Annotated in this window: 14 protein-coding genes; 11 read left to right on the top strand and 3 right to left on the bottom strand. The window is 50.8% G+C overall.

Annotated elements, in window-relative coordinates; genetic code table 11:
- The first annotated feature begins 110 nt into the window (after positions 1 to 110).
- The 8 genes from ACKI61_RS09210 to ACKI61_RS09175 all read left to right on the top strand — a co-directional run bounded on the left by ACKI61_RS09210 (position 111) and on the right by ACKI61_RS09175 (position 12,605).
- The gene (locus ACKI61_RS09210) at positions 111 to 1,868 is read left to right on the top strand and encodes an AAA family ATPase (protein ID WP_407457439.1); all 1,758 of its coding nucleotides are present in this window, start codon (positions 111 to 113) and stop codon (positions 1,866 to 1,868) included.
- Between the two features lie 66 nt (positions 1,869 to 1,934).
- On the top strand, positions 1,935 to 3,263 hold the full coding sequence (locus ACKI61_RS09205; protein ID WP_407457438.1) for a hypothetical protein: 1,329 nt from the start codon (positions 1,935 to 1,937) through the stop codon (positions 3,261 to 3,263).
- Positions 3,264 to 3,297: 34 nt separating this feature from the next.
- Complete coding sequence (locus ACKI61_RS09200; RefSeq protein WP_407457437.1) at positions 3,298 to 4,476, top strand: LysM peptidoglycan-binding domain-containing protein; 1,179 nt, start codon at positions 3,298 to 3,300, stop codon at positions 4,474 to 4,476.
- A 40-nt stretch (positions 4,477 to 4,516) separates the two neighbouring features.
- Complete coding sequence (locus ACKI61_RS09195; protein ID WP_407457436.1) at positions 4,517 to 6,580, top strand: sensor histidine kinase; 2,064 nt, start codon at positions 4,517 to 4,519, stop codon at positions 6,578 to 6,580.
- 2 nt (positions 6,581 to 6,582) lie between these two features.
- Entirely contained in the window at positions 6,583 to 7,293 is a 711-nt protein-coding gene (locus ACKI61_RS09190) for a response regulator transcription factor (RefSeq protein ID WP_407457435.1), read from the top strand.
- 1 nt (position 7,294) lies between these two features.
- Entirely contained in the window at positions 7,295 to 9,823 is a 2,529-nt protein-coding gene (locus ACKI61_RS09185) for a tetratricopeptide repeat protein (RefSeq protein ID WP_407457434.1), read from the top strand.
- Between the two features lie 122 nt (positions 9,824 to 9,945).
- Entirely contained in the window at positions 9,946 to 11,697 is a 1,752-nt protein-coding gene (locus tag ACKI61_RS09180; protein ID WP_407457461.1) for an ABC transporter substrate-binding protein, read from the top strand.
- Between the two features lie 98 nt (positions 11,698 to 11,795).
- Positions 11,796 to 12,605: a CDP-alcohol phosphatidyltransferase family protein gene (locus ACKI61_RS09175; RefSeq protein WP_407457433.1), complete on the top strand. Its 810-nt coding sequence runs from the start codon at positions 11,796 to 11,798 to the stop codon at positions 12,603 to 12,605.
- On the opposite strand, the gene mpaA is transcribed toward ACKI61_RS09175, so the two are convergent.
- Genes mpaA through ruvC form a run of 3 tightly spaced genes read right to left on the bottom strand, consistent with a single transcriptional unit; the run spans position 12,602 to position 14,532 of the window.
- Positions 12,602 to 13,276: a murein tripeptide amidase MpaA gene (gene mpaA / locus ACKI61_RS09170; protein ID WP_407457432.1), complete on the bottom strand. Its 675-nt coding sequence runs from the start codon at positions 13,274 to 13,276 to the stop codon at positions 12,602 to 12,604. The two genes, ACKI61_RS09175 and mpaA, sit on opposite strands and share 4 nt — an antisense overlap.
- Before the next feature lie 9 nt (positions 13,277 to 13,285).
- Positions 13,286 to 13,951: a M15 family metallopeptidase gene (locus ACKI61_RS09165; protein ID WP_407457431.1), complete on the bottom strand. Its 666-nt coding sequence runs from the start codon at positions 13,949 to 13,951 to the stop codon at positions 13,286 to 13,288.
- Positions 13,951 to 14,532, bottom strand: coding sequence for a crossover junction endodeoxyribonuclease RuvC (gene ruvC / locus ACKI61_RS09160; protein ID WP_407457430.1), 582 nt, complete (start codon positions 14,530 to 14,532; stop codon positions 13,951 to 13,953). The genes ACKI61_RS09165 and ruvC overlap by 1 nt, the downstream gene beginning before the upstream one ends.
- Before the next feature lie 54 nt (positions 14,533 to 14,586).
- On the opposite strand from ruvC, the gene ACKI61_RS09155 reads away from it, so the two are divergent.
- The 3 genes from ACKI61_RS09155 to ACKI61_RS09145 are packed head-to-tail and all read left to right on the top strand — an operon-like array spanning position 14,587 to position 17,983.
- Entirely contained in the window at positions 14,587 to 16,482 is a 1,896-nt protein-coding gene (locus tag ACKI61_RS09155; protein WP_407457429.1) for a CHC2 zinc finger domain-containing protein, read from the top strand.
- The gene (locus ACKI61_RS09150) at positions 16,482 to 17,669 is read left to right on the top strand and encodes a glycosyltransferase (protein ID WP_407457428.1); all 1,188 of its coding nucleotides are present in this window, start codon (positions 16,482 to 16,484) and stop codon (positions 17,667 to 17,669) included. Before ACKI61_RS09155 ends, ACKI61_RS09150 begins: the two co-directional genes overlap by 1 nt.
- Positions 17,666 to 17,983 carry a Dabb family protein gene (locus ACKI61_RS09145; RefSeq protein ID WP_407457427.1) on the top strand — a complete coding sequence of 106 codons (318 nt, stop codon included), beginning with the start codon at positions 17,666 to 17,668 and terminating at the stop codon, positions 17,981 to 17,983. Before ACKI61_RS09150 ends, ACKI61_RS09145 begins: the two co-directional genes overlap by 4 nt.
- The last annotated feature ends 21 nt before the right edge of the window (positions 17,984 to 18,004 follow it).

Raw genomic sequence — 18,004 nt, 5'->3', positions numbered from 1 at the left:
TGGGGTGTTTTTTCATATTTATCGCCTTTTTTTTTACAATTTTTCATTTTTAATTATTCGTTTTTGATTTAAAAAGCTACATTCAATACGATAAAGTATTCGAGGCGCTTATGGAAAACGCAAAAAAGACCATTAACCTGTTCCTCAAGAACAAGTTTAACAGCGTAAATGAACTCAAAGCCGAACTGTACAAGGCGGGTGTTGCCGCCATGGAAGAAGGCTGGACATTCATGGACGCGAGTTTCCAGCTGGGCGGCAAGGCCCGCGACGACGGCATGGACGGCGAAGAGGTCGAGCAGACCCTTCGCCGGGCGTTCTCCGCCGAGAAGCGAACCTCTGAACGCACCGAAGAAGCCCCCGCAGCGACGGCGCAGAACGCAGCCCCGTCTGCGGAAAATGCTTCTCAGGCCGCATCGACCCCGCAGACGGTCGCCATGCCGATTATCAATCCGCTTTCGGCCAGCATGATTTCGATGGAACAAATGCTTGCCATGGGACTCGACACGCAGTCTCTGGAACTGCTGCAAAACTTCAAGATTGATCCCGAAGCACTCTCCATTCCCTGGCCAGCCGCAGACTGGCGCAAGGACCTAGCTAAGCTTCTGGAAGCCACCTTTGACCCTGATGAAACGATTGCATTCAAGGTGTCAAACACTCCCGACAGCACCGAAGAACTCGTCTCCAACATCATCGGGCAGGACGACTCCATCAAGAAAATCATGAAGAGTCTGGATAGCCCCGAAGGAGCGCTCCTCTGCATCAATGCCACCAAAGGCGGCGACGACGCATCTGACGAATCTTGGCGTTACCGCTATGTTGTGGTCGACAATCCCAAGATGTCCCTGGCCAAGCAGCTCGCCTACTACAAAGCATTGAACTTGCCTTGCGCAGCCCTTGTGAACACGGGCGCAAATTCCGTGCAGGCCTGGATCAAGATTTTTGCCAACGACGAAGAAGAATACAACGAGCGCGTAGACTTCCTCTTCAAGACTCTCGACTCGCAAGGTTTCAAGGTTGACCAGAGCAACAGCAACCCTCACATGATGGTTCGAATGCCCGGTGTTCTCCGCGGAGGCAAGCAACAATACCTGATCGGGCTTGAACAAGGTGCAAAGAACTTCAAGGAATGGCGCGAATGGGTGGAATACTCGCTTGATGGCAAGCCACTTATCGAACTTGCAAGCGACACCGAAGAAGCTCCGAAAAAAGACCAGACCATTGTCGAAAACATGCTCCGTGCAGGAGAATTTTTCCTGTTCACAGCACCTCCTAAGAGTGGCAAATCGCTTGCCCTGATGGACCTTGGACTTTCGATCTGCTACGGTGAAGACTGGTTTGGAAATCCGACTTCTTCCAGCGACGTCCTTTTCATCAACTTTGAACTCACCAAGTCCGTCTTCTTGAACCGTCTTTACCTGCTGGGCGCAAAGCGTAACCTGAACGCAAGCACCCCCAAGTTCGGTTTCTTGAACCTGCGCGGAACAGCGCTATCACCCATCGAGACGGCGCAGCTGATTGCCAAACGAATCCAAGGTGCAAAGAAACTTGAAAACCACGACTACCGCGTTGTCGTGATTGATCCCATTTCAGCAGTGCTTCACAACCCGAAGTCCACTAGACTGAACGGAGCGCCGCACCAGATTCTAATGCAGATGATCGACACCATCATCGCTCTCACGGGATGCGCGGTTGTGTCTTCTTGCAACCTGGATGAATACCCCTATCTCGAATCGCGAGCAGACTCCGTCATCAAGCTCCTGCCGGTCGAAGGTAGCCTGAACCTGTATCAGATCAACGGAAATTTCCGTGAATTTCCGAAGACTCTCGCAAGAGAATGTTCATGGATCTACCCGAGATTCCTGGTGTAGTTGGAAGTAGACAGTAGGCAGTAGACAGTGGTTAGTGGTTAGTGAATTAGTATTGAGTAATGTGTAATGAAACAAGAAAGAATGAAAAAAGATTTTAGAAGTACAAACAACCGCACACGCGGAAATTCCGTTCGTCGCAACAAGGAACAGACGGAAGCCATGAAGGCAGAAAAGCCTGTACGCAAAGCAATGCTTTCGTTCGAAGACATGAAGCAACAGCTCACCGCATGGGTCGAAAACGAGCATATTCCAGGAAAATTCCAGGCTTGGTTCACAGCAGACGCCATTCCCGAGCACTCTGACTGGCGCATTGTCAAGACATACCGTGGTCAGCAGGAGAGCCTTTCCATAGAAACCCCCGCACGCGGCATGGACACCCCCGAACTCATCACCCGAGTTTTTGAACAACTTAAAAAAGAACATCTGCACATTTTCAAGAAAGCACTGCGCCAAATTTGGTTCCGAGCAGTCGGCGACGGACATTTCGCCCTGCTCGCCCAAGTCAACCTGCGGGGTCGATTCTCCGCCCATGGCTACAAGACATTCGTCGACTTTCTGCAAAGAACATGCCCCGAAGTGATCAGTTGCCACCATATCCAATGTATGCCGGACATCACATTCGACCCTGCAGGAACCACCCCCGTCAAAGTTGAAGTGAAGAGCGCCTTCGGAAGCGACTTCATGCCCATCGGCGGCACAGGCATCAGCATGCACGTGCTTGACTGGGCCCCCAAAATCCGCGACGCATGGATGGGACTTCCCTCGCGCATCGAAAAAGCAATTCACCCCAACCGCGAAGACTGTTTCTTTGAGTTCTATTCGGGATCTTCCTTTGTGAGTGCATCGTTGGCAAGCCAATTTAAGAAGGTCGTATCGATGGACTGCCGCGAATACGCGATGCTCTCTTCGAGACTCAACGCACGCAACGCCGTCGACGAGAACATGAAATTCATCCGCGGGCACGTGGAACAGGACTTCTTCTCCAAGTTTTTCGGAAAGAGCGAAAACGAGGGCCGCTGGACATTCTATTTCAACCTGCCCGAGGGAGAACCTCTCGCACAGGGAGTTGTCCAGGCTGCAGCACTGTCCAGACCCGAACGAATCCTATTGCAGACGTCGGACCTGGAAATCGCATCCCGAACCATCAAGCAGTTCCGAAACGAAAGCTACATGCTTCGAAAGAGTATCCCTCTCTACCTTGAAGCTGGTTCCGGTAAGTTCGAAGTACTGTTCCTGTTTGTTCCCGACCGAGCTGGTCTGCTGGGACAAAACCCGGCCCAAAAGACGCATTCTCGAAATGTTCAACGACCGCAGGAACGCATTTACCGCCAAAATTCAGTAAAAAATCCGCATTTTACCCAAGGAACCCCAACTTTTAAGCAAAGAAAAGGTTAAATTATTGGAGTAAAACAGCCTGTAAAGGATATTTATGCGACTTTTAAAATGTGCATTCATCTGTCTTGGCATTACCGCCCTGTTGGCATCCGCCTATGTTGTCAAGGAAGGCGACACCCTTTGGGACTTGAGCGACGAATTCCTCAAGGATCCCTTCGCCTGGCCGGACCTTTGGGAAAATAACCGCCACATCCAGGACCCACACTGGATCTACCCAGGTGACTCCATCTACCTGGGCGATTCCATCCGTGAAGAGACGGTGCTCACGACTGAAAAAAGCAAGTATCCCTGCAACGCCGCCATTTCCGATTCCGCGCTCCCCAAGGGCAAGGGCTACTCGGTGACCAATGCTGGTTGCGACAACGGCGACGAACGCAATTCCGATTTCGAGGACATGCTCGGCAACCTGCGCGACAAGGACAAGAAGAGCATCAAGAAGCCAAAGCCCGTTGACGAATATTATTACCAGAAGCGCCCCGCTCCCAAGATTTTCAACGGCTATTATCAGCTGCATGCCCCAGAAATATACACGCTCGACTCCATCAAGAACGACAAGCGATTCTTCTCCATTCGCTCCGGTGAAAAGAAGGAGCCCATTATCCACCTACCCGAATCAGAAGTCGTCATCGGAATCGGCAAGAAAACCGACAGCACCCTGAAGAGGGGGGATCTCGTTGAAATTATCGACGCTAAGGCGATAGAAGTCCCAACAGCAAAGGGAAGCGGATTCGACAAGTTCGCCCTGCTCCGCCTTTCGGGCTACGCCAAGATTACCGCCATCGGCGACACCCTGTCCCGAGCAAAGATCGTGACGACCTTCCGCGAGATAAAGATTAACCAGTCCAAGGCAAAGCTCAAAAAACCGCTTGAAGTAATCAATGTCAAGGGATACAGCCAAGTCAAGGAAGCGAAGATGGATTCGCTCGCCATGATCCGCTATTCCATGGACCCAATGCTTGTCATCGGTACATTCTCCTATGTCCTTGTCGACAAAGGATTTGGACAAGGTTACAACACGGGCGATGCTGTAGCCATTTGGGAAGAAGACAAAACCGACGCTTCCCTTCCGCCTAGGCTGATAGGACGTGGCATCATCGTCAGGGCTACCGAAAACGAATCCTCCGTCCTGATCCGCGAAGTCTATTCGGCAAGCAGAAGAATCGAAGTCGGACACAGGGTATCGGTAACCCACAGTGCAGTTATCGCCAAGTAAGTCCGCAGGTTCAATCCCCCACTATCGATAAGGACCAGCAATGCAGGTTTCGCACCACAATCTGCTGTTCGTCCTTTTATTTGCCGGAGGAATCATTCTTCCGACGGCCATTCTGTCGGTTCTCAGTTTTAGGAACATCCAAAACGAGATGTTCCTTTCGCAAAAGAATTTCGACGAGAACCTGTCTTCTTTTCAAAGCGATGTCGACAAAGCCATTCAAAAAGAGCAGAGCAAAATTTACCAAGAGACCAAGGCCGCATCGCTGTTCCTTTACGAACAGCCTCAGCGCCTGCTCGATTTCGGCCACGCCGCCGAGTTCAAATCCGTCGAAGGAATTGAAGCCATTTTTCTATTCAACAACGGCAACCTCATCTACCCCGACATTACATCGAAGAACTTTTTCAAGTCGTCCAATTTTTCTAACAGCGTACCGACACTTCTAGACAGGCGTCTTTTCCAAGAAGAAGCAAACGGACTCAAGGACAGCATATCTAAAAAAATCTACCTGGAACAGCGCACCAGAAGCCTCCACCCGGCCAGTTTCTTTTTTGAATCCAAGGAAGAACAGATACAGAATATCCTTGGACTCATCAGGTACTACTATCGCGAAAAAAATTACGACGACGCCCTAAAGCTCCTTGGCATTCTAGAAGCAAACCCGCACCAGCAGGGTTACCTGCATGCCGACCTGACCTATTCCGTAAACCTTCTACATTTCGAGATTCTCGTCAAGCAGCGCAAACACCAGGAAGCCCAAGATTACTGCCTTGCCGTCCTGGCGCATTTCCTTGAAAAGCAGAACATCGACGATATTTCCCTTTCCAGGTATTTCTTCGAATCAGCATTTACGCAGATACTTTCCTTTGAAACACTTTCCCAGGAAAAACGCGAAGCATTCTGGAACCTGAGAGAAAACTTCAACCGTCAACTAGGCTATATAGACATTCTCTACAACAACAAGGACCTGTTTCAAGAAATCCTGGACGACGAAGCATCCTCCAAAGAGGGCATCCTTTACAAGAGCACCGACAACACCACCTTGTTCAAAATGTCATACCCTTACCTCTCTGGAGACCAGGTGGTCATAGCAGTCATCGACAGGGACGCCTACAAGAGCAGGTTTCTGGGAAAGCTCGAATCCGTCATACAAAGCTACAAGAACATTCCCTTTTCCATCACCGGAAAGAGCGACAACTTGATCATGGGCGAAATACCGGAAAATACGCCCATCATCGACCAGCACATTATATCGGAAGCCCTAGATTGGGAATTTACCTTGTACGAAAAAGACATGCAAGATATCCACAAGGAAACACGCCATCGCATGTTCCTGATGTATGGTCTAATGCTGTTCGCTCTAATCACGGTCATCTTCGGGTCGTTCTTCATGTTCCGATTCATTACCCAAGAACGCAAGTTGCTTTCGATGAAGGCAAACTTCCTTTCTAGCGTATCGCACGAACTCAAAACACCACTCACATCCATCAAGATGTTTGCAGAAATGATGGCTCGCGGACGCCTGCAGCGCGCCGAAAAGGTGCAAGAGTATTCCACGCTGATAGGCAAAGAAGCGACAAGGCTCGAGAACCTCATCGGCGCTATTTTGAACTACACGCGCATGGAACATGGCACAGGAGCTTTCAAATGGGAACGGCTAGACTTTTCCATTTGTGCCAAGAAAGTCTTTGACGCCGTCGAAGACATCGGTGTTGAAAAGGGACTCACCTTCTACACCCACTTTGAACCCAATGTTTTTGTAATGGGCGACTACACGGCCCTCTACAGCTTGGTGCAGAATCTAATTGATAACGCCATCAAGTACACCGAAGCTCCGGGCGACATCAAGATTGATGTCAAGGACGACGGGGACTGGGTCGTTTTTTCTGTATCTGACACCGGTATCGGCATTCCTCTATCGGAACAAAAAAATATATTTAACGATTTCTACAGGGTGGGAGACGAAATGACTCGTAGCACCAAGGGATCCGGCCTTGGACTTGCTACGGTAAAACGCGTCGCAGAGACCCACAAGGCAACCATTTCGCTCGTAAGCAAGCCCGGAAAGGGATCTACGTTTACAGTTAAGTTCAAAAAGGCAGAATAGACATGGCGCAAAACTTCAAAATACTCATCGTTGAAGACGAAGAAATCATACGTCTCGGTCTCCAGGACAATTTCGAGATGGAAGGCTATGCGGTAGAAACCGCATGCGACGGAGAAGAGGCTATAGCCAAAGCCGATTCCTATCAGCCCCAGTTGGTGCTTTTGGACTTGATGATTCCCAAGAAGAGCGGTTTCGAAGTTTGTCGCTACATCCGAAACAAGCATCCGGAAACCTATATCATCATGCTCACGGCAAAAACCGAAGAGACAAGCAAGGTGGCAGGTCTTGAAATGGGTGCCGACGACTATGTGACGAAACCATTTTCCATTCTGGAACTGCTCGCCCGCGTCAAAGCATTCAAGCGCCGCATCGAACCGCAAGCAGGATCCAATTCCGTTGCCGTTCCCGATGTATTGGAATTTGCGAACATCCGCGTTGACCTGAAGAAATTCGAGGCTACCAAGGGCGGCGTCCCGCTTGATCTCACCACTCGCGAATACCTGATATTTAAGTATTTCTGGGCTCACCGCGGCGAAGTCGTTTTGCGCGAAGACCTATTGAAAGAAATCTGGGGCTACACCGATGAAAACATGCCGTCGACGCGCACCGTAGACAACCACATTGCCAATCTACGACGAAAGATCGAAGATGACCTTGCCGATCCGAAAATCATCATTTCTGTACGAGGTGCAGGCTACAAGTTTGACGCATAATATGATCCTTGACAGACTAAACATAGATTGCACCCGTAGTTTGCTACGCACGATTATCACGCTCGTGTGGGTTTGCGGGCTTTCTATGACGGCTTCTGCAGAAAAGATGGAGAGCGCCATTCAGGAAGCCATCTACATCTTCGAGATGAAAGGCGAGACAACCGAAGCGATAAAGATTCTCGAAGACGCATCCATCAATGGAGATGAAGATGACAAGGAAAAAGCCTTCTTCTACTTAGCCAAGATTCAGGAGTTATCCAGCAACAAGGCCTCCGCCAGTTTCTATTATGGACAGAGCCTAGCCAAAACAAATGATTTTTCCAAGGCCTATTGGCTTTCGGAACGGGAAAGTGCCACCAACAGCGCACCAGAAGCCCTGCTACGCACCCCAATCAACTTGAGAAGCCCCATTCAGAAAGTCTACGGGAAAGATCCCACTTTTCTGTTCCTGCACGACGGATCCATCTGCAAAATCAACGAAGACCATATCGAAGTGATTGCAAACGCACCTTCGAACCGCCAGGTTTTCAACATATCCAAGCTGGGCATCTGGTACCAGTCCAGCGACAAAGACAGCCTTGTATTCAAGTCGTTTTACGCCAACAAGCAGAACGCCAGTTTTTACATCCCTGACATCACCCACTTTTTTATCGAAGACAACAAGGCAATTGTCCTTGGCGCAAAACAGCTCCACATCTTGAGCAACAAGAAAATTGTAGCCCAGATTGATGACAAGTACAGCGGATGCACGCCAGAAGGGTTCTTCGCCCCCACCAACGACTTCGTCTTAAACTGCACGGACAATGCACTCCATTTTGTATCGTCCCTTGATGGTTCATCGAAAAAATCAATTGCCCAGTTCGACATCATCAAGAATGTCCTTATAGACAAGCGGATGCTATTCCTTGTTTCCGGGAACTATCTGTACTGCTATGCGCCCAAGCAAAGAACAACTCCCCTTTGGAAAGTCTCTGTAGGAAGCATCGAAAACATGTTCATCTTCGGCAAAGACATCGCCTTGCTGGAATCTTCCGGTAAAGTCTCGCTAATCGACAAGTCGACAGGATTCATACGGAGAGCCATCCAAAGCGACGCATTCTCAATCTATCCGCTCGCCAAGGGTACTCTTGGTCTTTTCTCCGATGAAGGAACCATTATCACTGTCGACACGTTGCTCTATCCTCTATGGCATTTTAACTTTTCCAAGCCCATCGAATCCGCCCCCATACAAACAAACGGGAACCTCTACCTAAATTTCGGAGAGCGAAAGCTAGTCTCCATCGCACCGCACTTTTACGGCAAGAAGATCCTGCTTTCGGAAACATACGCCAAGCAGGCTGCCGACCTTGTCGAGCAGGATGAATGGGACGAACTTCCACCCATTTTGGACACCCTGTTCAAGCTTGAACCTGGCAATGCCGAAGGATGGTTCTTCAAGGCACTCTACCTAGAGCAGAAGAACGGCAGCGAAAGAGAAAAGCAAAAGGCCTGGGCCGAAGCGGTCCGCCTTTCCAGCAGTAACCCGCAAGTCACCAAACTTATCCTAAACCGCTACAGTAAGGCCATCGGGGCAAAATTCGTAAACATCCTCCCCATTTCACCAAAGACCAGGTACCCCCAATTCTTCAGCGGCAAAAAGAACCTATACACCATCGACCCCGCCGCAGACAAACTTTTCTGCATCAATGCTGAAACCGGAGAAATCCGTTTCACCAAGCAACTCGGCACCATGGACAATAGTCCCGTCATCGAACATGACGAAAGCACTCTTGCGGTAGCCTTCGGCTACAATCTGTCGCTTTACGACCTGAACCACGACACAGCACCCATCTCCATTCAGCTTCCGGGCAAGGCTTTCAAAGCGAACGTGACCGAAAACGCCATCTACATTTCAACCTGGAACGGATTTCTCCTGAAAATCCTGAGACCCGACAACAAACTCGCCTGGTCAAGGAAAATCTTCTCCGTTCCCTTCTTGCATGCCAAGTCAAATGAGTCCCTGTTCATCTGCAACCTGGAAGGCGAACTGACTATTCTCAGCGACGATTCCGGACAAGCCAGGGAAAACTCCGCACGCAAAATCACGGGGCAGGTGACGCACCTTCTGACCCTTGACTCCACCATTGCCGTTGCAAGCGGAAACAAGCTGTACCTCTTCAATCAGAAGAGCAAAGAAACCCCACCGCTACAAATCCTTATGGAAAGCGCCATATCGTCACTGCAGGTAATTGAAGACCTTGGAGAAAAGCGAATCCTCGTGGGCCTTTCCGACCAGTCCATTCTCCTGTATTCTGAAGCGGGCGCGCCCCTATGGAAATACATCGGCAAGAATTCAATATTTTCCAAGCCTTTTGTCAAGGAAGGCTTCGCATGGATTGACCAGGGGAACGAAGTCATCGGAATTTCTCTGAAAACGGGCAAAAAAGAGCGAAAATTCAGCACCCCAGGGGGAGCAGGAACCCCGTTCGTCCTGAATCGCACCCTGTTTAGCGCGTCGTCAAAAAGACTTTTGTACGGTTTTTCCCTATAACTATCAAAAAAACGTCAAAAAACTGCCTTTTTTTTTGACTTGTAAACAATTTTTGGTGGTTTTTTAAGAAAAAACACACTAAATTTATGTATAAACTGAATAGGATGAATTCATTGAACGTTATGAAAGCAAAAAAGACATTCATATGGGGAACAGCCCTACTTTCTCTGCTTCTTGTGGCTTGCAACGAAGAAAGCAAGACAACGGAAAAGAGCAGTTCAGAATACGACCGCAGTGAAACGCTGTATATCGGCGGTTTTGACTGGGCCCCTCCTTCGACGTTCAACCCTCTAGACTACGATCCCAACTTTCCTATCGACGGGAACTGCAGAATCACCTACGAAGCACTCCTCGTCTACAACCAGCTGAACGGTAAGCTAGAACCGATGCTTGCCGACAGCTATACCAGCAGCGAAGACAAAATCACGGTGCATCTGGATCCGAAGGCCAAATGGAGCGACGGTTCGCCGGTTACAGTCGATGACGTCCTGTTCACCTTTAAAGTAGACTCCCTTCTCCCCACCCCGCGCCATGGCAACTGGAAATTCTTGAGCAAGGTTACCAACGACGGCGAAAACAACATTTCCTTCCATTTCGCAAAGAACAAGAACCCGCTCATCATCCTGAATGCCCTTGCGGAAACATCGATCATCCCCAAGTCTGTTTTCGAGCCCTTGATCCAAGGGGCGAAGTCCGGCAAGAGCTACGACATGAATCTCATCACGGAATTCAAGAACGACTCGGTGCCGGTGGTATCTGGTCCCTACAACCTCAAGACCTACTCGCCCGACCAGATCGTCCTAGAAAGGAACGACAACTACTGGGGTAATTACAAGTACAGCGGCCAGAAACCCGCTCCCAAGTACATTATCCACTCCCTTTACAACGGCAACAACCATTTCAACAGCGCCATGGCAAAGGGCAATCTGGACATTTCCTCTGTGTTCCTTCCGCGCATCTGGGACAAGGCCAAGGACAGCATCCGTGCTTGGAGCCGAAACGAACCCTACCACCTGCCAGGCTCCATCACCACACTTTTCATATCGCACCAGCGCGCCCCATTTAACGACATAGCACTCCGCCGCGCCATGGTCCACGCAATCAATTTTGAAAAGATCAAATCCCGCGCCGTATCCAACTACACGCCGGTCATCCAGCCGGGATTCATCCTTCCCTTCGGAACGGAATCCAAGTACTTCAACAAGGAAGATGCCGACAAGTACGGCTACTCCTACGATATCGAAAAGGCGAAGTCCATCCTGAAGGATGCCGGCTACTCCTGGGACGACAACGGCAAGCTCCTTGACAAGAAGGGTGAACCGGTCCGCAGCTTCACCGTGGAATGCCCGCAGGGCTGGACCGACTGGGAAGACGCCATCAAGGTTATTGTCGAATCCCTGCACGACGTCGGACTTGCAGCCGAGGAAAAGTTTGTCGACTACAGCGTCTGGGACAAGGATCTCCGCCTAGGAACTTTCGACCTAGCCATGAAGACGCAAACCGCAGAACTTTCTGCAGCCTCTCCGTGGAACCGCTTTGAACAGGTGATGGGATCTGTATCCTACAAGGCTGTCGGAGAAGAAGCTTTTGCCAACCAGGGTCGCTACAAGAACGACCAGGCTGACAAGCTGTTGCAAAAGATTCCGGCTCTCACCGACGAAAAGGAACTGAAAGACGCCTACCGCGAATTGAACCGTATTTTCATGGAAACGATTCCTGTTCTCCCGGTGATGTACCGTCCGACCCAATACTACCAGTTCTCGACCAAGCACTGGGGCAACTTCCCCACCGAAGAAAATCCCTACGCTCCGCCACAGAGTCTGGTTGTTGCTGCAGGGGTCAAGGCTCTATGGAGCATCAAGCCCACAAAGTAGCTGACAGGACCTTAACGTTCCTGTCAAGTCTGAGTTCAATATCCAAATTTCCATAAATTATCTATCTTTTCACTAACACTTGATAGTGGAGGTTTTTTATGGGTAAGTCTCGTTTTATTTTGCCGAATGCCTTTACAAGCATGAATTTCTTGCTTGGTGTTTTTGCCATCTGCTGGACCACCGGAGCATTCAGTACCTTTTTTAATGTAGACTCCATCCGTATGGGCGCATACTTCATCATCCTGAGCGTTCTGCTGGACAAGCTCGATGGTTTTGCGGCAAGACTCGTGAACGCCAGTTCCGAGTTCGGAGCCCAGTTCGATAGCCTTGCCGACTTGATCGCATTTGGTCTCGCTCCCGCATTTACAGTCTTCTTTACCTACAAGACACTGTGTCCCGATTGGTTCCAGGCAAACGGAGTTCTTCTGATTGTGACATTTGCCATCTACGTGCTCTGCGCCGCCATGCGTCTTGCGAAGTACAACGCCTGCGACTCCGACACCTACCACCACCACTTCTCTGGCCTTCCGTCCACCTTCGCCGGTGCGATCAACGCCATTCTGGTTGTGTTCCTGAAGTCCAAGGGCCTGTTTGAAAACACCGAATCGACCATGATTTTTCTCCCAGTGTTCGTCATGCTGATTACCGGAATTTTGATGGTAAGCCCGCTGTTCTTGCCCAAGCTGCAACCGCGCAGGAACCAACTGTTCAACATCGGCCAGGCAATCCTGATCGTCATCACCTACATCTGCGGATTCATGTTCATTTCCGAAAAGGTCCCGTTTATTCTGGAATACCTTTTGATTCTTTGCTCCTCTTACCTGATTATCGGATTTACCGTCGGGCTGGTCCAGCGCAAGAGAATCATCGAAAACGCAGAAAAGAACAAGATAGAAGAACGACGCTAACAGCTAAGCCAATCGGCAAAAGCTTCGGCGTAGCGGTCGTACAAGGCTTCTAAAGACATTCTCGGAAGTTCCAGGGTAATGCACCCTGGACTTTTTTGTTCCCTGCACCAGGTGCCAAGACTTCCCGGCGTAGGGTAACCAATATCGGGCCGCCAAGGGAGATTGAAGGCGTCGCACAAGCCATCCACCAAGGATGTGCGCTCAGGGGCATCGACGCAGGCCATAGGGGCATGCATCGAAAGAACGACTTCGGGAGAAAGTTTCCCTATCAAGCGAATCAGGTAGGCCGTTTCAGGTTCACTGCCAGGGGAAGTTCCCGTCGAATAGGCCGTGTCACGGGGGGCCTCGAGAACAGAGCGAGCATAGACCGTTTCACAGGACCAATTCGTTGTCGGAAAGTTTCGGTTCAAGTCCACCCCATTTGCATTGGCGCGAGTTCCAAGCGTCATACCGTCGGGATTGGCGCACAGGACATAGGCTATTGACTCAAAGGGACGTTCAAAAAAACGAAGTACCCGGCTCAAAAGAAATGTCGTTTCAGACTCTTCACCATGAATTCCAGCCACAACAAGCAAGCGGCACGTGCCTGAACATGGAATATAGCGAAGAGATGTTCCCAAGACGGACTTGCCATATTCTTTGAACGGGAGAAGCAAGGTAGAACGAGGCATAAACGCCACCTAGACAAAATAGGGATAGATGTAATCGCGGGCAAGGCTCTCGAGGTTGTCGAGCAGGGCTGACTTGCAGGCGATATCGATCTTTTCGTAAAGGGCACGCAATTCGGAAAGCGAGAAATTTTCCAGATACTTCCGCGAGGTCGGCAAGTGCGCAATGTGCCACTTTTCGGGCTGGATTTTTCCGCGACCAGGCACAAAGACACGATCAAAGCCGAAGGACTCCGCCACCCCGATCAGTTCCGAAAGCTTTTCATGGAAGGGGCGGAACATGCCGTCACATTCGGCGGGAGTGAGTTCCACCTCGTAACCTTCCGGGCAGGCGTTTCCATCGACCACATCAATATCGGTTCCCAGGTGGTGACGGCTTGCACCAGGGAGCGCCGACCAGGTCAAAATGGCATACATCAGCTGTTCTTCGTCCTGCGGGCGCTCCATGGGGAGTCCTTCGGCATTCAGCAGCTTAAGCTCCCCCCCCGCCTTGCGATTCCAGATAGACAACTGACGCTCAAAGGGGCGATACGCAGACTCAATACGCAGTGCAAAACCCGCTTTCGCAAGCGATGCTTTTAATTTATTCAAACTTTTGATAATTTGTCTATCAACAACATATCCGTCAATGTCTATAAAATCAGAAGAATCAACCGGACGCAAGCCATAGCAATCCATTAGATATGTCCTCCCATTTTTTCGATCAAGTCCATCCACTGCTTGGTCGTTGCCTTTTTCTTACGCGTAGAGGTGCGCTTTTTACCCAAAGCCTTTGAGATGGATTCGTCAAGCGGCGACGGTGATGCGTGAGTCCACGCAATGGCAAGGGCGTCGGATGCATCGAGCGGAAGGCCCTCACCCCTGATTCCAAGTCGCGCAAAAATCATGTTCGCCACCTGCTCCTTGGATGCGCCACCATCTCCGGTGACGGCCTGTTTTACGACGCGGGGGCTGTACTCGCTGTAACTGAGCCCGTGTTTGCGGCATGCTACCAGGATTGCGCCACGGATATGGCCAAGCACCAAGGCACTCCTTGCATTCTTTGCAAAGAACACCCCTTCCATTCCAAGAGACACGGGCTTATACTTGTCCAAAAGTTTTTCCAGTTCGCTCACGATATGAAGCAGACGATCCTCTAGCGCCTGGTTGGCGGGTGCATGTAATGTCCCATACTCCAGAATTTTTGGAACATTGGCAGAGGTGTCTAAAAAGGCATATCCGGTGGTAATGGAACCGGGGTCAATTCCAAGGACAATCATAGTCTAAAAATTAAAAAAAATACTAGATTTTGAACATAACGAACGAGGTCACTGATGCTTATCGATCAAGAACATGCCGGAATCATCATGCGTGCTAAGACCCACCCTAGACAGTTGGGAATTCCCCTGAGTCGTTGGGGCAGAAATCTCATAGCATGCTGCCCGTTTCATTCTCCCGAAGAAACATCCTTGTTCTTTTATGACGCCCTAGGTTACTGGCGCTACCGCTGCTTGCAGTGCGGAAGCGAAGGCGACCTGGTCGAATTTGTAATGCGCAGCCGCTTCAACGGACTCGAAGAACAAGCAGCACGTGCAGAAGCCGTTGACTTTTTAGGAACACTTGAACCCGAGCACGACAACAAGCAGGACGAACATCCATGGATAAAAGAAATCGGCGGCGAAAAGTCCAAGGTTCTCGAAAGCTTCGTCCGCTACTGCCACTGGGCCGCCTGCAAGAGCCCGTCTTCTGCGGACTTTTTGAGCGCCCGTGGCTGGAGCATCGGTCAGGCTCAGCTTTACGGTCTTGGATACTACAGCGGTGATCCGGAACCGTTTGTCAGCTATTGCATGCTTTCGGGCATCGAGCGCCATGAAATCAGCTTCTACCTCGACAATCTCGAAGCCTACCACGAGCCGCGAATCACAATTCCCGCACGAAATTCCAAGGGACTGATCCACTCCGTTTATGGCCGCGTCCTCGACGATGCCGACAGCCCGCACCGTTACATTTCTTACGCCTCGGGTCCGGGCGACATCCCCTTCAATATTCAGCCGGACAACAGCAAGCCGCTGATCGTCGAAGGTTTCTTTGACGCCCTTACCGCAGACCTTGCGGGCATTCCCGGAGTCGTCTCGACCATGTACCAGGAGCTCTCCCTGAGCCACCTGTACAAGCTGAAGGCCTGCGGAGCCGAGGAAGTATGCGTCATCCTCCGTCGCGAACAGGACCGCAGGGAGCAGGAATACCGCATCCAGAAATACCTGAAGATGTCCGAAGACCTGGGACTCAAATTCAAGTCCATCATTTTGCCGAAGGGCGAAACAGTAGACCAGGTCATCCGCAAGAACGGCGCAGACCAGCTGATTTCCCTGGTCAAGGAAACCGAAGAGGATACGGTGCACACGCACCGCCGCTCCATGCTGCTGCAGGACATCAAGGAAAACTTCGATACCGCCATGGGATGCCCACCGGATGTGAGCGTCGGCTACTCGCTAAATACATTCCCGAAGTTGACCCACGAAATTGACGGTATCCAGTCCGGCTGCTTCTATGTTTCGTCGAAGCCTTTCGGCTTAAAGACGACGCTCCTTTCCAGCATCGCTCTCGACCTGGTTCAGAGCAATCCGAAACTGAAGCTGATCTATATCGCGCTCGAAACCCCGCGCCGCCAGATTTTCGACAGGCTTGTCGCCATGCTCATCGGTGAATCGGTGCTTACGGTTCGCAAGCAGAGCGAAGACGAATCCGTGAACCAGAAGATCCTCGAAGCGACGCGCGACCTGATGGGTTTCGTGCGCAGCAACAGGCTTGAAATCTGGGAAGACCAGCCGTCCTTCGACAACCGCGAACTACTGTCGACCTTGAAGGAAGAAGTCAAGGAACATTCGAACCTGGTCGTCATCGTTGATGGCATCGACCACCTGAAGGTTTCCGACCATGCCGACCTTTCCGACATCCACGAACGTCGTTCCTCCGTCATCCTCGACTTGTACAAGGCGCTCGACATTCCGATGTTTATCGGCGGAGAGCTGGTTGATTCTGAACAAGGACTTATCGGACCGCGCGCCTACCTGCGCGATTCCGACGCCATCTACTGGCTCGAATCCAAGGGCGGCAACATGTTCCTGTCGGTCGATTCCAAGCGTCTTGGCAATAACCAGCTTTACCAGGGGACGCTCTCAATCGACCCGCTGTCCAACCGCATGCAAGAAGAGATAGAACTCGGCTAATGTTCACGATTGTCGATTTCAATAATTTCTGGAGCCCCTCTGGCGGTGGCGTCCGGCGCTACCACTTGCAGAAGATGGCCTTCTACGAAAAGCAGCAGGAAGTGCTTTCGGTCTTCGTGATGCCCGATTCCAAGACGTTCACCGAAAAGAAAAGTGACGGGCTCATCATCGAACACGTAAAGGCTTTCCGCTTCCCGGGCAAGTGGGAGTACCGCTTCATGTGGAAGCCTTCTCAGATAAAGCCTGTGCTGGAAAAGTACAAGCCGCAGGTCATCGAGGTCGGCTCCCCCTACCTACTCCCGACACTGGTGCGCCGAGTCGCAAAGAAAATCGTTCCTGACGCAGTCCTGCTCAGTTTCTGGCATGCCGACTTTCCGATTACCTATGTGCAGCGGCCCGTTACAAACAAATTCGGAAAGGCTCTCGGGGTCATTTGCAAGAAGCTCGCTTTCTGGTATGCACGTAAGGAATTCAAGCGCTACGATGGCATCCAGGTTTCCTGCGACGAAGTCCTGAAGCGGCTAGAAAGACACCACATGCCCAAAAGCTACTGGATTCCGCTAGGCTGCGATATTCAGATGTTCTCGCCTGCCAAGCGCGACGAGGCCCTGGTCCAAAAACTGAAAGCAGGCAATCCGGAGCGCCTTACCATCTTTTTCCCGCATCGGTTCTGCGAAGAAAAGGGAATCGAGCTCCTGCTCGCCGCCTACCCCATCATTACCAACAGGCTCGGCTGCGAACCTACGCTTGTCTTTGCGGGCACCGGCCCATACCTCCCGCAGGTCCGCCTTGCAGCCCAGAACTATCCTTACGTTCAATACGCCGGTTTCATCTCTTCCATCGACGAGATGGCCAAGATCTACGCCAGCGTCGACCTTGGACTGGCACTGTCAGGATGGGAAACCTTTGGTCTTTCCATCCTTGAAAGCATGGCATGCGGAAATGCCCAAATCGGCGCAAGCACCGGTGCCGCCGCTGAACACGTTCGAAACTCCGGGGCAGGCCGCATCCTTAAGGAACGCAGCCCCAGGGCTCTCGCCGAAGCAATCATCGAGCTTTACCATTCAGACATGGTCAACCTAAAGCAGAAGGCTCGCGCCTACGCCGAAAAATTCAGCTGGGATGAATGCTTTAAGCGACAGCTCCACCTATACCAAGAAATTTATAACAACAAGAGGAATTCATGATTCGCCATATCGTATTTTGGAAATTGAAAAAGGAAGCCGAAGGGGCTTCTGCTAAGGAGAACGGACAGAAGATGGTTGATGCCTTCCATGCGCTGGCTGGTAAAATTCCCGGTCTTTTGAGCATTGAATCGGGACTCAACTTCAACAAGTCTGAACTCGGTAACGACGACGCCGAATACGACATCGCCCTCGACACGACCTTCCATACCAAGGCCGCTCTCGATATTTACCAGAACCATCCAGAACACTTGGCTATCGTTTCGTTCGTCAAAAAGGTGGTGACAGAACGCCGCGCCGTCGATTTCGAATTCTAGTCAAAATCGCCGATTTCTTGC

Source organism: Fibrobacter sp. (assembly GCF_045601785.1).
In the GTDB taxonomy this organism is placed as follows: Bacteria; Fibrobacterota; Fibrobacteria; order Fibrobacterales; family Fibrobacteraceae; genus Fibrobacter.
This window is presented reverse-complemented; position numbering and strand designations above follow the sequence as displayed.

Coding starts and splice junctions, on each gene's coding strand:
- ACKI61_RS09210 (WP_407457439.1), top strand. CDS start 111: ATGGAAAACGCAAAAAAGACCATTAACCTGTTCCTCAAGAACAAGTTT.
- ACKI61_RS09205 (WP_407457438.1), top strand. CDS start 1,935: ATGAAACAAGAAAGAATGAAAAAAGATTTTAGAAGTACAAACAACCGC.
- ACKI61_RS09200 (WP_407457437.1), top strand. CDS start 3,298: ATGCGACTTTTAAAATGTGCATTCATCTGTCTTGGCATTACCGCCCTG.
- ACKI61_RS09195 (WP_407457436.1), top strand. CDS start 4,517: ATGCAGGTTTCGCACCACAATCTGCTGTTCGTCCTTTTATTTGCCGGA.
- ACKI61_RS09190 (WP_407457435.1), top strand. CDS start 6,583: ATGGCGCAAAACTTCAAAATACTCATCGTTGAAGACGAAGAAATCATA.
- ACKI61_RS09185 (WP_407457434.1), top strand. CDS start 7,295: ATGATCCTTGACAGACTAAACATAGATTGCACCCGTAGTTTGCTACGC.
- ACKI61_RS09180 (WP_407457461.1), top strand. CDS start 9,946: ATGAAAGCAAAAAAGACATTCATATGGGGAACAGCCCTACTTTCTCTG.
- ACKI61_RS09175 (WP_407457433.1), top strand. CDS start 11,796: ATGGGTAAGTCTCGTTTTATTTTGCCGAATGCCTTTACAAGCATGAAT.
- mpaA (WP_407457432.1), bottom strand. CDS start 13,276: ATGCCTCGTTCTACCTTGCTTCTCCCGTTCAAAGAATATGGCAAGTCC.
- ACKI61_RS09165 (WP_407457431.1), bottom strand. CDS start 13,951: ATGGATTGCTATGGCTTGCGTCCGGTTGATTCTTCTGATTTTATAGAC.
- ruvC (WP_407457430.1), bottom strand. CDS start 14,532: ATGATTGTCCTTGGAATTGACCCCGGTTCCATTACCACCGGATATGCC.
- ACKI61_RS09155 (WP_407457429.1), top strand. CDS start 14,587: ATGCTTATCGATCAAGAACATGCCGGAATCATCATGCGTGCTAAGACC.
- ACKI61_RS09150 (WP_407457428.1), top strand. CDS start 16,482: ATGTTCACGATTGTCGATTTCAATAATTTCTGGAGCCCCTCTGGCGGT.
- ACKI61_RS09145 (WP_407457427.1), top strand. CDS start 17,666: ATGATTCGCCATATCGTATTTTGGAAATTGAAAAAGGAAGCCGAAGGG.